The 13,121-nt window shown below is 69.0% G+C and carries 9 protein-coding genes; 7 read left to right on the forward strand and 2 right to left on the reverse strand.

What is annotated here, in order from left to right:
• Nucleotides 1–82: 82 nt before the first annotated feature.
• Nucleotides 83–1,432 carry an aminotransferase class V-fold PLP-dependent enzyme gene (locus ABD188_RS13910; protein ID WP_344063402.1) on the reverse strand — a complete coding sequence of 450 codons (1,350 nt, stop codon included), beginning with the start codon at nt 1,430–1,432 and terminating at the stop codon, nt 83–85.
• 366 nt (nt 1,433–1,798) lie between these two features.
• Between ABD188_RS13910 and nirB the strand changes: the two genes are divergently transcribed.
• From nirB to ABD188_RS13930, 4 genes are read left to right on the forward strand one after another with little or no spacing between them, the layout of a single operon-like run.
• Nucleotides 1,799–4,378, forward strand: a complete 2,580-nt coding sequence (gene nirB, locus ABD188_RS13915; RefSeq protein WP_344063405.1) for a nitrite reductase large subunit NirB — start codon at nt 1,799–1,801, stop codon at nt 4,376–4,378.
• Nucleotides 4,375–4,761: a nitrite reductase small subunit NirD gene (nirD, locus tag ABD188_RS13920; RefSeq protein WP_344063408.1), complete on the forward strand. Its 387-nt coding sequence runs from the start codon at nt 4,375–4,377 to the stop codon at nt 4,759–4,761. Before nirB ends, nirD begins: the two co-directional genes overlap by 4 nt.
• A complete protein-coding gene (cobA, locus tag ABD188_RS13925; protein WP_344063411.1) occupies nt 4,758–5,990 on the forward strand; it encodes a uroporphyrinogen-III C-methyltransferase in 1,233 nt (410 codons plus the stop codon). The genes nirD and cobA overlap by 4 nt, the downstream gene beginning before the upstream one ends.
• Complete coding sequence (locus ABD188_RS13930; RefSeq protein WP_344063414.1) at nt 5,987–7,135, forward strand: uroporphyrinogen-III synthase; 1,149 nt, start codon at nt 5,987–5,989, stop codon at nt 7,133–7,135. Before cobA ends, ABD188_RS13930 begins: the two co-directional genes overlap by 4 nt.
• A 9-nt stretch (nt 7,136–7,144) precedes the next feature.
• Here the strand turns inward: ABD188_RS13930 and trmD are convergent, their stop codons facing one another.
• Nucleotides 7,145–7,822 carry a tRNA (guanosine(37)-N1)-methyltransferase TrmD gene (gene trmD / locus ABD188_RS13935; RefSeq protein ID WP_344063417.1) on the reverse strand — a complete coding sequence of 226 codons (678 nt, stop codon included), beginning with the start codon at nt 7,820–7,822 and terminating at the stop codon, nt 7,145–7,147.
• A gap of 166 nt (nt 7,823–7,988) precedes the next feature.
• On the opposite strand from trmD, the gene ABD188_RS13940 reads away from it, so the two are divergent.
• Genes ABD188_RS13940 through ABD188_RS13950 form a run of 3 tightly spaced genes read left to right on the forward strand, consistent with a single transcriptional unit; the run spans nt 7,989 to nt 13,068 of the window.
• The gene (locus tag ABD188_RS13940) at nt 7,989–9,410 is read left to right on the forward strand and encodes an MFS transporter (RefSeq protein ID WP_344063420.1); all 1,422 of its coding nucleotides are present in this window, start codon (nt 7,989–7,991) and stop codon (nt 9,408–9,410) included.
• 5 nt (nt 9,411–9,415) lie between these two features.
• A complete protein-coding gene (locus ABD188_RS13945) occupies nt 9,416–10,978 on the forward strand; it encodes an FAD-dependent oxidoreductase (RefSeq protein ID WP_344063423.1) in 1,563 nt (520 codons plus the stop codon).
• Nucleotides 10,975–13,068 carry a molybdopterin oxidoreductase family protein gene (locus ABD188_RS13950; RefSeq protein WP_344063425.1) on the forward strand — a complete coding sequence of 698 codons (2,094 nt, stop codon included), beginning with the start codon at nt 10,975–10,977 and terminating at the stop codon, nt 13,066–13,068. The genes ABD188_RS13945 and ABD188_RS13950 overlap by 4 nt, the downstream gene beginning before the upstream one ends.
• Nucleotides 13,069–13,121: the final 53 nt, after the last annotated feature.

Genomic DNA, 13,121 nt, shown 5'->3' on the forward strand with positions numbered 1-13,121 from the left:
CTCCATTCAGCGAGGGACTTTCACGATAGCGGGCGCGCGAAGAGCACCCTTCACCGCAAGAAGGGGTTGACAATCGCGCCATTCACCCGGTCGTCACAGCGACGGCAGCCCGCACCGCCTCGACCGCGCGGTCGACGTCATCCGTGGAGTTGTACAGGTAGAAGCTCAATCGGCAGCTGGCAGGCGGATCGAGGCCGAGATCGTGGTGAGCGAGGGTCGCGCAGTGGCATCCTGCGCGGGACTCGACGCCGCGGGTGTTGAGCGCGGCTGCGATCGCGAACGGGCTGAGTCCCTCGACGGTGAACGCCACCAGCGGGGCGCGGACCTCACCTTGTGGCACCCCGAAGACCCGCAGTCGGGGAATCGTCGAGAGCGATGCGATCGCGCGCTGGGTGAGGCTCGTGGTGTGTGCGGCGATCCGGGCCATCGCCGCACCCGAAATCGCTCGCGGGATGCGGTCTGCCGACCGGAACCACGTGCGCCCTGGATCGGCACCGGTCAGGTCGATGGTGAGCCGCAGCGCCTCGGCCGATGCGACCACGCCGAGGATGTTCGGCGTTCCTGCGGAGAACTTCCACGGTAGCGCGTTGTACTCCACGCGGTCCGGCGTGACGCGTCCCTCGGCGATCATGTCGCCTCCGTACAGGAACGGAAGCGACCCTCGGCGCAGGTGCTCCTTCGCGTACAGCACGCCCACCCCGAGCGGGGCGAGGAACTTGTGGAACGAGAAGGCCAGGAACTCGACATCCAGCGCCTCGACGTCGACGAGAGCGCTCGGCACGAGTTGAGCGCCGTCGACCAGAAGCCACGACCGCCGTTCGCCGTTCGGCTGCGGGTAACCGCTCGAGTCCGCGATCCGGCGCACTTCTGGGAGCGGGGGTTTCGTGCCGAGAAAGTTCGACGCGCCCGTGCAGCACACGAGCTTGGTGCGGTCGTCGACCAGCTCAGCCAGATCGTCGAGGTCCAGCGCACCTGTTTCATGGTCGAAGCGCGCGATGCGGCATTCGACTCGACGACCGAAGCGCGGAAGGATCTCGTGGCAGAGGGCGTACCAGGGGACGTAGTCCGAGTTGTGCTCCATCATGGTCGTGACGACGTTGTCGCCGTCGCGGAACTCGGTCAGCAGCGTGTACATGACGAGGTTGATCGCCTCGGTCGTGTTGCGATGGATGGAGATGGTGCGACGGCTCGGTGCCCCGATCCAGTCGGCGATCGTGTCGAATGCCGCTTCGAATCGTGCCGTCATCCGGACCGAGGCATCCGACTGTCCGCGGTGCACGTTCTCGTACTGCGGCACCAGCTCGCCGTAGAGCTGCAGAAGCTCGCGCGGCAGCTGCGTGCTGGCCGCATTGTTGGTCGCGACCCGGCCCTGCCCCACGAAATCGAATGACGACCGGACACGCTCCACATCGAACGGCGGAGTCCCGTCCATGAGCTCTCCTCGTGCATGTCCCCACATGCTCGACTCACCAGTCTCCTCCTTCCCGTCGCGCACCTCAATGCACGCGCAACCCCGAGACGAGAGCGGGGAGCGTAGCCGGCCGGAGCCGCGGAGCCCCGACCTCACATCGCCTGCCACCCCGGTGTGAGGGGAAAGTTCGCTGGCCTTAACCGAATGCGGCCGGGCGGCGAAACACCGCGCTCGTAGCGTTTCCGGCATCGAGAGCTCACCGATCGAGCAGGAGCCGTCATGACCGAGGCAACGCCCCGTGTTCCGAAGAAGCCGCGCCGCCGTACTGTCGAGAGCCCGAAACACGGCGCTGACTCGGACGCAACATCGCCCGCGTACCGTGACGACATGAGCGCCTCAGACGCCGCCCGGCCCCACGTGGTGGTCGTCGGCGCCGGAATGGTGGCGCATCGTTTCGCCGAGAGTCTGCTCAGTCGCGCCGACGCCGGCTGGCGCGTCACCGTCGTCGGCGAGGAGGACCGGCATCCGTACGATCGCGTCGGGCTCACCGGATTCTTCGGGGGTGCGACGCCCGCTGACCTCGAACTCGATCGGTCCGTCTTCGATGACGAAAGAGTGAGGTTCCTCCGCGGCGACGCCGTGGCTCGCATCGACCGCGCGGCGCGGCGGGTCACGACCAGGCGGGGGCTCAGTGTCGCCTACGACCGTCTGGTGCTCGCCACCGGCTCGTATGCAGCCCGCCTCGCCGTCGACGGATTCGGTCTCGACGGCTGCTTCGTGTATCGCACCCTCGACGACGTCGAGCGCCTCCGTGAGTTCGTCGCGGCCCGCGCCGCGGAGCTGGGGCGACCGCTCACCGGGACGGTGATCGGCGGTGGGCTCCTCGGCCTCGAAGCTGCCGGCGCCCTGCAGGGACTCGAGGTCGCGTGCACGGTGGTGCAGTCTTCCGACCGGCTCATGTCGGCGCAGCTCGACCTGAGCGGTGCGAATGCTCTCAAGCGTCTGATCGAGGCCCGCGGCATCCGGGTCCGAACGGGAACGAGCACGACGAGACTCGATCCGGACCGGTCGGGACAGGTCGCGGGCCTCGAATTCCGCGACGGGTCTTACGAAGGCACCGATGTCGTCGTCTTCACCGTCGGCGTACGTCCGCGTGACGAACTCGCCCGCACGGCCGAGATCGAGGTCCACCCTCGCGGCGGCGTGCTGATAGATGCGGGCTGCACGACATCGGATCCCCGGATCATGGCGATCGGCGAGGTCGCCAACTTCGACGACCTCTGCGTCGGCCTCGTCGCTCCCGGCTACGCGATGGCCGAGGTTGCGGCGACGCGGCTCCTCGGCGGCGAGGCGTCCTTCCCCGGCTACGATCTGTCGACCAAGCTCAAGCTTTCGGGCGTGGATGTGGCGAGCTTCGGCGATGCGTTCGCAACGACGCCCGGCGCGCTCGATGTCGTGTACGCCGACCCGGTCGCGGGCGTGTACAAGAAGCTGGTGCTCTCGGACGACGCCAAGACCCTCCTGGGCGGAATCCTCGTGGGCGACGCGTCGGCCTACGGCTCGCTCCGTCCGCTCGTGGGCGGTGCACTCGGTGGCGACCCCGCGGCATACCTCATGCCCGATGGGGGCGTCACGGCACCGACCGGCGATCTTCCCGATGACGCACTCGTGTGCTCGTGCAACAGCGTGACGGCGGGCACCATCCGCCACGCGGTCCACGAAGAGGGGTGTGCTGACGTCGCAGCCGTCAAGTCGTGCACGAAGGCCGGCGCGGCCTGCGGCTCATGCGTGATGATGGTCAAGAAGATCGTCGGCACGGAGCTTGCGAAGTCCGGTGCGGCACTGAGCAATGCGCTGTGCGAGCACTTCGACATGTCGCGGCGCCAGCTGTTCGACGCGGTCCGCGTGTCGGGGCTCACGACCTTCACCACGGTCATCGAGCGATTCGGAACCGGGCGCGGCTGCGATATCTGCAAGCCCGCGCTTGCCAGCATCCTGTCGACGCTGGTGGGCGCGCACGTGCTGGACGGCGAGAACGCGACGCTGCAGGACACGAACGACCACGTGATGGCCAACCTGCAGAAGGACGGCAGCTACTCTGTCGTTCCGCGCATCCCGGGCGGCGAAGTGACGCCAGAAGGTCTGCTGGCGATCGGGCAGGTGGCGAAGGACTTCGCCCTGTACACCAAGATCACCGGCGGGCAGCGGATCGACATGTTCGGTGCGCGCCTGGAGCAGCTGCCCGAGATCTGGCAACGCCTCGTCGAGGCCGGGTTCGAGTCCGGTCATGCGTACGGCAAGTCGCTGCGTACCGTGAAGTCGTGCGTCGGGTCGACGTGGTGCCGATACGGCGTGCAGGATTCGGTGGGCATGGCGGTCGAGCTCGAGCTGCGCTACCGCGGGCTGCGGTCGCCGCACAAGCTCAAGCTCGGAGTGTCGGGCTGTGCCCGTGAGTGCGCCGAGGCGCGCGGCAAGGATGTCGGGGTCATCGCCACTGAAGCGGGCTGGAACATGTACGTCGGGGGCAACGGCGGGTTCACGCCCCGGCACGCGGTGCTGCTCGCCGAGGGGCTGAGCGACGCGGAGCTGCTCACTGCCATCGACCGGTTCCTGATGTACTACATCTTCACGGCCGACCGTCTGCAGCGCACGGCACCCTGGTTCGAAGACCTCGAGGGCGGCATCGAAGGACTCAGGGCGGTCATCTTCGACGACAGCCTCGGCATCTGCGCAGACCTCGACGCCGCGATGGCGACCCATGTCGGCTCCTATCAGGACGAGTGGAAGGCGACTCTGGACGACCCCGAGAAGCTCCGTCGCTTCGCGTCCTTCGTGAACGCGCCGACGACCCCCGACCCGTCCCTCGCCTACGTCGGAGAACGCGGCCAGCCCCGTCCGGCGACCGATTCCGAGCGCTCCGATGCGGCCGTGCTCATCGCGGGGACAACCCTGGAGGTGCGCAGATGACCATTGTCGATCGCGCCCCCACCGAGGCCCTCCGGCTGCCGACGGGCTGGGTGCGCGTGTGCGCAGTCGCCGATCTCGAGGTGGAGCGAGGCCGGGCGGCTCTCCTCGGTGCCACGCAACTCGCACTCTTCCTGCTCCACAGCGGTCGAATTCACGCCGTGTCGAATCTCGACCCCTACAGCGGTGCGCACGTGATCTCACGCGGCATCGTCGGCACACGGCAGGACGCACCGACGGTCGCCTCGCCGATGTACAAGCAGGTCTTCGACCTCCGCACGGGACTCTGTCTCGACACCCAGGGCAAAGAGCCCAAGAGCCTCGAGGTCTGGCCCGCGACAGTCGCCGACGACCAGGTCTACGTGCGCTGGGAGGGCGACTCATGACGACGATGCTCGGAGTCTCGCTCACCGGACGCACCGTGGTGATGGTGGGCGGTGGCGACGTCACAGCCCGTCGTCTCGAACGCTTCCTGAGCGAGGGCGCTCTGGTGCGCCTCATCGCGCCCGAGCTGTCGGGTGCGGTCGCAGCCTTGGTCGATGCGCAGCGCGTGGAGTGGATCCCGCGGCGTGCGCGGCGGAGCGATCTCGCGGGCGCATGGCTCGTCCACACCGCGACAGGCGACCCGCGAGTCGACACCGACATCGCCGCAGCGTGCGAGCGTAGACGCATCCTGTGCGTGAACGCGTCGGACGGCGCGCACGGCTCGGCGCGGCTTGCGGCCGAGACGCACGCCGGCGATGTGGTGGTCGGCGTCGTCTCGGATGCCGGAGTCGACCCACGCCGCGCAGGACGCCTGCGTGACGCCGTCGCCGCATTGATCCGCGACGGCTCTCTGCCGCTTCGCCGCCAGCGGCCCACACGCTCCGGTCGCGTCGATCTGGTCGGCGGCGGACCGGGGCCTTCCGATCTCATCACGGTGCGGGGGCGGCGCCTCCTGGCCGAGGCCGACGTCGTGATCGCCGACCGGCTCGGACCGACAGACGTCTTGTCGGAGCTGGATCCCGACGTCGAGGTGATCGATGTCGGAAAACGCCCAGGACATCATCCCGTTCCGCAGGATGAGATCAACGCGCTGCTCGTCGCACACGCGCAGGCGGGACGACGGGTGGTCCGGCTCAAGGGCGGCGATCCGTTCGTCTATGGCCGCGGCGGCGAAGAGGTCGCGGCCTGCCTGGCGGCGGGTGTGCCGGTCGAGGTCGTGCCCGGCCTCACGAGCGTCGTCTCGGTGCCCCAGGCGGCCGGCATCCCGATCACACACCGCGGCAGCGCGGCATCCGTGCACGTGGTCAACGGTCAGGCGGACACATCGGAGTCCACACTCGCGGCGCTCGCCGACGACACCGTCACCACCGTGGTCCTGATGGGTGTGGCGGGGCTCCCCCGTCTCATGGCAGCGGCCGCCGCCGCGGGCGTGCCCGCCGACCGCCCGGTGGCGATCATCGAGCGCGGACACACTCCCGACCAGCGGACGACCTGGACGACCATCGCGGCTGCCGTCGATGATGCGACGGCAGCCGGGGTTCGCAATCCGGCGGTGATCGTGATCGGAGAGGTCGCGCGCGCGGGACTGCTGCTGCCGGACCGAGAGATGGCAGGTGATCGCAGGCATTGACCAGCCCTTCCCGCCCCACCCTGTCGGCCGCTCTCGAGGGCTGCACGATCGTCATCGCCGTCGATCGCCGCTCCACCGAGCTTGCGGCCGCGCTCGAGCGGCACGGCGCGCATGTGCGCCCGGCTCCGGCACTGACGATCGTGCCGCACATCGACGACGAGGCTCTCATCGCCTGCACACGCGAGCTCATCGCGCATCCTCCCGACGTCGTCGTGGCCACCACCGGCGTCGGCTTTCGGGGCTGGATGGAGGCTGCGGACGAGGCCGGGCTCCTCGACGAGCTCCACGCAGCGCTCTCGCGCACTCAGATCGTCGCCCGCGGGCCCAAGGCGCGCGGCGCGATTCAGCAGGCAGGGCTCACGGCGGATTGGGTCGCCGAGTCCGAAACCTCCACGGAGCTCGGCGAGTATCTGCTCGCGCAGGACGTGAGCGGCCGTCGGATCGCCGTCCAGCATCACGGCTCAGGGGCGGATGGTCTGGACCAGCTGTTCCAGGCGAGCGGAGCGGATGTGGTGAGCCTCACGGTGTACCGATGGGGCCCGCCACCGGACGAAGCCATTCTCCGGCGGTCGGTCGCCGCGACCGCTGCGGGCGAGATCGATGCCGTGCTGTTCACGTCCGCACCGGGCGCGGCGGAGTGGCTCGCGGCCGCGCGGCGCGAGAACGTGCTGGACGATATCCTCGGGCTTGCGCGCTCAGGCCGCGTATTGATGGCGGCCGTAGGGCCCATCACTGCAGGACCCCTCGAGCGGCTCGGCCTCTCGCCGCTGTATGCCGAACGCGGACGCCTCGGATCGCTCGTGCGCGCCGTCGTCACCCACTTCGGCGGTGGTCACGCACCGTCGCTCGAGACAGCCGCGGGTCGCCTCGAACTGCGCAGCACCGGCGCGGTGCTCGACGGCTCACACATCCCGTTGTCACGCACGGGCGTCGACCTCCTCGCCGCGCTCTTCGATGCCGCCGGCGGGGTCGTCTCGCGGACCCGCCTGCAGAGCACGCTGCCGCGTTCGGGCGAGAACACCCATGCGATCGAGATGGCGGTCGCCCGCGTGCGTGAGGCGATCGGCGCGCCGGAGCTCATCAAGACCGTTGTGAAGCGCGGGTATCGCCTGAACGTGATCGAGCCGGCCGACGCAGCGGTCTGAGCACCCGCTTCAGGGCAGCAGGTCGGGCCGGTGCAGCCTGGTGCGCTCCAGACTCTGCTCCTGTCGCCACGTGGCGATCGCACCGTGATTGCCGCTGAGCAGGACCGGTGGCACCTCGAGGTCGCGCCAGGTGGGCGGCTTCGTATAGCTCGGATATTCCAGCAGCCCGTCTTCGTGGGACTCCTCGACGAGGCTCTCCGGATTGCCCACGACGCCAGGGACGAGCCTCGACACCGCCTCCACGATCGCCATCGCCGCGACCTCGCCCCCGTTCAGCACGTAGTCGCCGAGGCTGACGAGCCGTACCCGCCGCCGTGCCGAGAAGTGGTCCACCACCCGCTGGTCGATGCCCTCGTAGCGTCCGCACGCGAACACCAGGTGGCGCTCCTCGGCGAGTTCGCGCGCCATCCGCTGCGAGAAGGTCTCACCGGCAGGAGACGGCACGAGCAGGACCGACTCCGAGGTGAGCAGCCCGTCGAGAGCCTCACCCCATGGCTCCGGCTTCATCACCATGCCCGCCCCACCGCCGTACGGGGTGTCATCCACGGTGCGATGGCGATCGTGGGTCCAGTCGCGCAGATCATGGACGTGCATGTCCAGGATGCCGCGGTCCCGTGCCTTGCCGATGAGCGAGACATCGAGCACATCGAAGAACGCCGGGAAGATCGTGACGATGTCGATGCGCATGGGTTCGAGTGTAGGCATCCGGTCATGTTTCGGCCGTGTGACGGAGACCTAACCGACCCCCGTCTCCGCCCGTGACCACCCGGTGACGCAGGGTTTACGCCCAGGGGCCAGGCACCGAAACACCCCGGACATAGCTTCGAGCCAGGATCAGCTACGAGGAGGCGCCATGAGCACGACCGTCACATCGTCCGGCACGGATGTCGCAGCACCGGCATCCGGCGTCTCATCAGTCGTCCTGACCAGGCGACGCGGTCGCTGGGTCGACGGCTGGAATCCCGAGGACGCGCACTTCTGGGTATCCGAGGGGCGAGGCATCGCGCGCCGCAACCTCCGCTGGTCGATCTTCGCGGAGTTCCTCGGGTTCATCATCTGGCAGCTGTGGAGCATCGTCGTCGTCATGCTCCCGGCCGCGGGGTTCGAGCTGTCGAGTTCTCAGCTGTTCTGGCTCATCTCGCTGCCGAGTCTCGTCGGCGCCACCTTGCGCTTCCCCTACACGTTCATGGTCGCGATCTTCGGCGGTCGCAACTGGACCATCATCTCAGCGGGCCTCCTGCTCGTCCCCGCGACGCTCCTCGGCATCGTCGTATCCAATCCCGACACGCCGTTCGGAGTCTTGCTGCTCGTCGCGGCGCTCGGTGGCGTCGGCGGCGGCAACTTCGCCAGTTCGATGGCGAACATCACGTACTTCTTCCCGCAGAAGGAGAAGGGCTGGGCGCTGGGCCTCAACGCCGCGGGCGGAAACCTCGGCACCGCGGTGGCTCAGTTCGCGGTCCCGATCGTCGTGACGATCGGCGCGGGCGCAACCCTCAACATCGCGCTGGCTGGCTGGATGTGGATCCCGCTGATCCTCGTCGCGATGTGGGGTGCCTGGCGTTACATGGACAACCTCTCCTCAGCCAAGGCCGATTTCGCAGGCTCTGCTGCGGCGCTGCGAGAGCCGCACCTGTGGCTGATGGCACTTCTCTACATCGGCACGTTCGGATCCTTCATCGGATTCGCAAGCGTCTTCCCGAAGCTCATCGCCGATCAGTTTCCCGCCTTCTCGACGATCCAGATCGGGCAGGCGGCCGTGTCGCTCGCATTCCTCGGTGCTCTCGTGGGCTCACTCGCGCGCCCCTACGGTGGACGGCTTGCGGATAGGTTCGGCGGGGCCCGCGTCACCGTCGGAGCGTTCGCGGTGATGGCACTCGGTGCGCTGGCGCTGGTGACGGTCATGCCGATGCAGAGCTTCTGGGCCTTCCTCGGCTGCTTCCTCGTGCTCTTCGCCGCCACCGGGGTGGGCAACGGCTCGACGTATCGCATGATCCCGAGCATCTTCGCGGCGCGGGGCATCGCGACCCGTGCCCTGCCAGGCACTCCGGCGGGTGTCAAGGTGCAGCGAAAGGCTGCGGCGGCACTCGGCCTCGTCTCCGCGATCGGCGCGTACGGCGGGTTCCTCGTTCCGCAGGTGCTCAACGCCTCGCAGCTGGCGACCGGTGGGTACACCGCAGCGTTCTACGGCTTCGTGATCGCGTACGTCGGACTGATGGTCCTGACCGTCCTCGTCTACGTCGTGCCACGGCGGTCGCTCGCAGGGCAGCGGATCTGACGCCGATGACCCACCGCCCGTCGCTCCGCGTCGTCCTCGTCGGCTTCGGCCCCGTGGGGGCCCGATTCGCCGAAGAGCTGTTGCCCTCGGTGGCGGCCGGTGAGGTGGCCCTGACCGTGGTCGGGGCGGAGCGGTGCGACCCGTACAACCGGGTCATGGTCGCCGAGTATGCGGTCGGCGAAGCCGAGCGGGATGAGCTCGAGCTCGTCGACTCGGAGTCCCTGACAGTCGCGGGGGCCGTCATCCGCACCGGTGAACATGTCGTCGCGATCGATTCGGCCGAACGTTGCGTGCGACTGGACGACGGCTCGACTGTTCCATATGACCGGCTCGTCCTCGCGACGGGTGCGCGGTCGCGGGTCCCCGTGCTCGATGGTCTGGAGCACACCTCCCCTTCCTTCGCCGGCCATGACGGCGGGCTCACCGCCGGTGTGTGCGCGCTCCGAACGGTCGACGACGCGCAGCGGGTGCGCGAAGTCGTAGAGGGCGGCGGACGCGTCGTCGTGCTCGGGGCCGGTGTGCTGGGCATCGAGCTCGGGATGCTGCTGGCGAAGGCCGGCGCGTCACCGAGTATCGCCCACTTCGGCCCCATCCCCATGCCCCGCCAGCTCGATCGGGCCTCGGCCGCGATCCTCGCCGCCGCGCTCGAGGCCGCGGGGCTCCACGTCATCCCGCACACCCGCGCCGAAGTGATCGTGGTGCGTGTCGACGAGGACGGCGAGCGACGATTCCACGCCCTCGTGAGCTCTGACGGACGGGTGACCGAAGGCGACCTGCTCGTGCTGTCGTGCGGAGTCGGGGCACGCACGGAGCTCGCCACCGACGCCGGGCTCCGCGTGGGCGCGGGCATCCTCGTCGACGATCGCCTTCGAACGTGGACGGATCCGTCGATCCACGCGATCGGTGACTGCGCCCAGATCGCCGATCCAGCGCTTCATCTCCACGACCCATCCGTTCCCGGCGGGCCGAGCGGCCTCATCGGTCCCGGCTGGCGGCAGGCGGAGTGGCTCGCGCAGTCGCTTCTGTCCGAGCTGCGAGGCGAGGCGATCGGCGCATGCGAAGAGGAGCTGCCGGGTGTCGTACTGCTGAAAGCGGATGGCGTCGATCTCATCTCCGCCGGAGACGTCTCGGCTGAGCCCTTCACCCCGGTGCCACGGGGCGAGGTCGCACCCGGTGTGGCGGTGTGGGCCGATCCGGAGCACGGCACCTATACGAAGATGGTCACGCGGGAAGGCGTACTCACCGGATTCGTGAGTGTCGGGATGCCACGCACCGCCGCCGAGCTGAGCGTGCTGTACACGCGGCGCGCCGAGCTTCCGGCCGACCGGTCCCTGCTGCTGCGCCTGGACGCCGCCGATGACGCGGCACCGCGACTCACCGGACGTGACGCGCCCGTCTGCATGTGCAACGCGGTGGCGGCGGGAACGATCGAGGACGCGATCGCGGATGGCTGTGTCACCGTCGGCGAAGTCGGCGCGTGCACGCGGGCCGGGACCGGCTGCGGCGGGTGCCGCGCCCGCATCTCAGACATGATCGCGGCCTCCGCACGTGAGGTGGCGCCGACGTGACGACCGCGACCCACTGCCCCTACTGCGCGCTCCAGTGCGCCATGGCGTTGACGCCGACGGCCGGTGCACGTCTGTCGGTGGAGGTTTCGGGGCGTGATTTCCCCACCAACCGGGGTGGGCTGTGTAAGAAGGGGTGGACCTCAGCCGAGCTGCTCGCCTCGCCGGATCGCCTCACGACGCCGCTGAGCCGCGGCGACGATGGCGAACTGCACCCGATCGAGTGGGATGCCGCACTCGATCGCCTCGCGGACGAATTACGCCGTCTCCGCATCGAGCACGGCTCGGATGCGGTGGGGGTGTTCGGCGGTGGCGGACTCACGAATGAGAAGGCGTACCAGTTGGGCAAGTTCGCCCGGATCGCGCTGGGTACGTCGCGCATCGATTACAACGGTCGCTTCTGCATGTCGTCGGCTGCCGCCGCCGCGAATCGCGCGTTCGGCATCGACCGGGGGCTCCCCTTTCCCCTCACCGACCTCGACACCGCCGACACCGTGATGCTGCTCGGCTCGAACGTCGGCGACACGATGCCGCCGTTCCTCTCGCACCTGCAGAGCGCGCGTGCGGCAGGCGGGCTGATCGTCGTCGACCCGCGGCGCAGCACGACCGCACGACTCACGGACGAGGGCGCCGGCATCCACGTCCAGGCCGTGCCCGGAACGGATCTCGCGCTCCTCCTCGGGATCGCGCACGTCGTGCTCGCGGAGCGGCTCCACGACGCGCCGTATCTCGAGGAACGCACCGTGGGGCTCGCGAGCCTGCGCCGCTCGGTCTCGGCGTGGTGGCCAGAGCGCACCCAGTCGGTCACCGGGGTCCCGGCGGCGACTATCCGCCAGCTCGCGCGCCGACTCGCCGCGGGGCGGTCGGTCTACATCCTCACCGGACGGGGTGTCGAGCAGCACGCCGACGGCACCGACACCGCGACCGCCGCGATCAACCTCGCGCTGCTGCTCGGCCTTCCGGGCACTCCCGGCAACGGATACGGCACGCTCACAGGTCAAGGCAATGGTCAGGGCGGCCGTGAGCATGGGCAGAAATGCGATCAGCTCCCCGGCTATCGCAAGATCACCGACGCCGCAGCTCGTGCGCACGTCGCATCCGTCTGGGGCGTCGCCCCGGATCTGATTCCCGGTCCCGGAATCCCGGCTGTGCAGCTGCTGCAGTCAGCCGGGATGCCGGGTGGCGTGCGTGCTCTGATGGTGCACGGGTCGAATGTCGTGGTTTCGGCACCGAACGTGCAGACGGTGCGTGATGCGCTGGCGCGCCTCGACCTCCTCGTGGTGTGCGACTTCTTCCTCTCCGAGACGGCGCGTATCGCCGATCTGGTCCTGCCCGTACTGCAGTGGGCTGAGGAGGAGGGCACGATGACGAACCTCGAGGGTCGAGTGCTCCGCCGTCGCCGTGCCGTCGACCCGCCCGCCGGCGCGCGCAGCGAGCTGTGGATCATGGCCGAGCTCGCACGGCGGCTCGACGCGCCTGGCGAGTGGAGCACGATTCCGGCGGCCGTCTTCGATGAGCTCGCTCGCGCCTCAGCCGGCGGCTTGGCCGACTACTCCGGGCTGAGCCACGCCCTGCTCGACGAAGAGGTCGAGGCGCACTGGCCGTATCCCGTCGGCAGCACGGGGACTCCGCGCCTGTTCCAGGACCGGTTCGCGCACGGCGACGGGCGCGCCCGACTCATCGCGGTGCGGGCTCGCGACCACCATGAGGTTCCCCATGCTGCCGAGCTCACGCTGATAACGGGACGACTGCTTGCGCACTATCAGAGCGGTACGCAGACACGACGGGTGCCGGAACTCGCTGCCGCCCATCCGGAGCTCGTGGCGCAGATCCACCCCACCACCGCCAAGGATCGCGGACTGGATGACGGGGGGACCGTCCGGCTCTCGAACGCGCGCGGAAGCATCGACGCCCGCGTGGGCCTGAGCTCGGACATCCGGCTCGACACGGTCTTCCTGCCGTTCCACTACGGTGACGAAAGGAGCGCCAACCTTCTCACGAGCGACGCACTCGACCCGATCTCGTCGATGCCGGAGTTCAAGACCGCGGTCGTGCGGGCTGAGAACGTCGTCACCACCGCGCACACGGCCTGATCCGAGGTGTGACGGGAAGCTGTCGGGTGATTCCAGGCGCCTGCCATCGGCGC

It is taken from the genome of Microbacterium pumilum, from assembly GCF_039530225.1.
GTDB lineage: Bacteria > Actinomycetota > Actinomycetes > Actinomycetales > Microbacteriaceae > Microbacterium > Microbacterium pumilum.

Bases quoted from the DNA above. Each gene is read 5' to 3' on its own strand.
- nirB (WP_344063405.1), top strand. From the start codon at position 1,799: ATGAGCGCCTCAGACGCCGCCCGGCCCCACGTGGTGGTCGTCGGCGCC.
- ABD188_RS13940 (WP_344063420.1), top strand. From the start codon at position 7,989: ATGAGCACGACCGTCACATCGTCCGGCACGGATGTCGCAGCACCGGCA.
- cobA (WP_344063411.1), top strand. From the start codon at position 4,758: ATGACGACGATGCTCGGAGTCTCGCTCACCGGACGCACCGTGGTGATG.
- trmD (WP_344063417.1), bottom strand. From the start codon at position 7,822: ATGCGCATCGACATCGTCACGATCTTCCCGGCGTTCTTCGATGTGCTC.
- ABD188_RS13910 (WP_344063402.1), bottom strand. From the start codon at position 1,432: ATGGACGGGACTCCGCCGTTCGATGTGGAGCGTGTCCGGTCGTCATTC.
- ABD188_RS13945 (WP_344063423.1), top strand. From the start codon at position 9,416: ATGACCCACCGCCCGTCGCTCCGCGTCGTCCTCGTCGGCTTCGGCCCC.
- nirD (WP_344063408.1), top strand. From the start codon at position 4,375: ATGACCATTGTCGATCGCGCCCCCACCGAGGCCCTCCGGCTGCCGACG.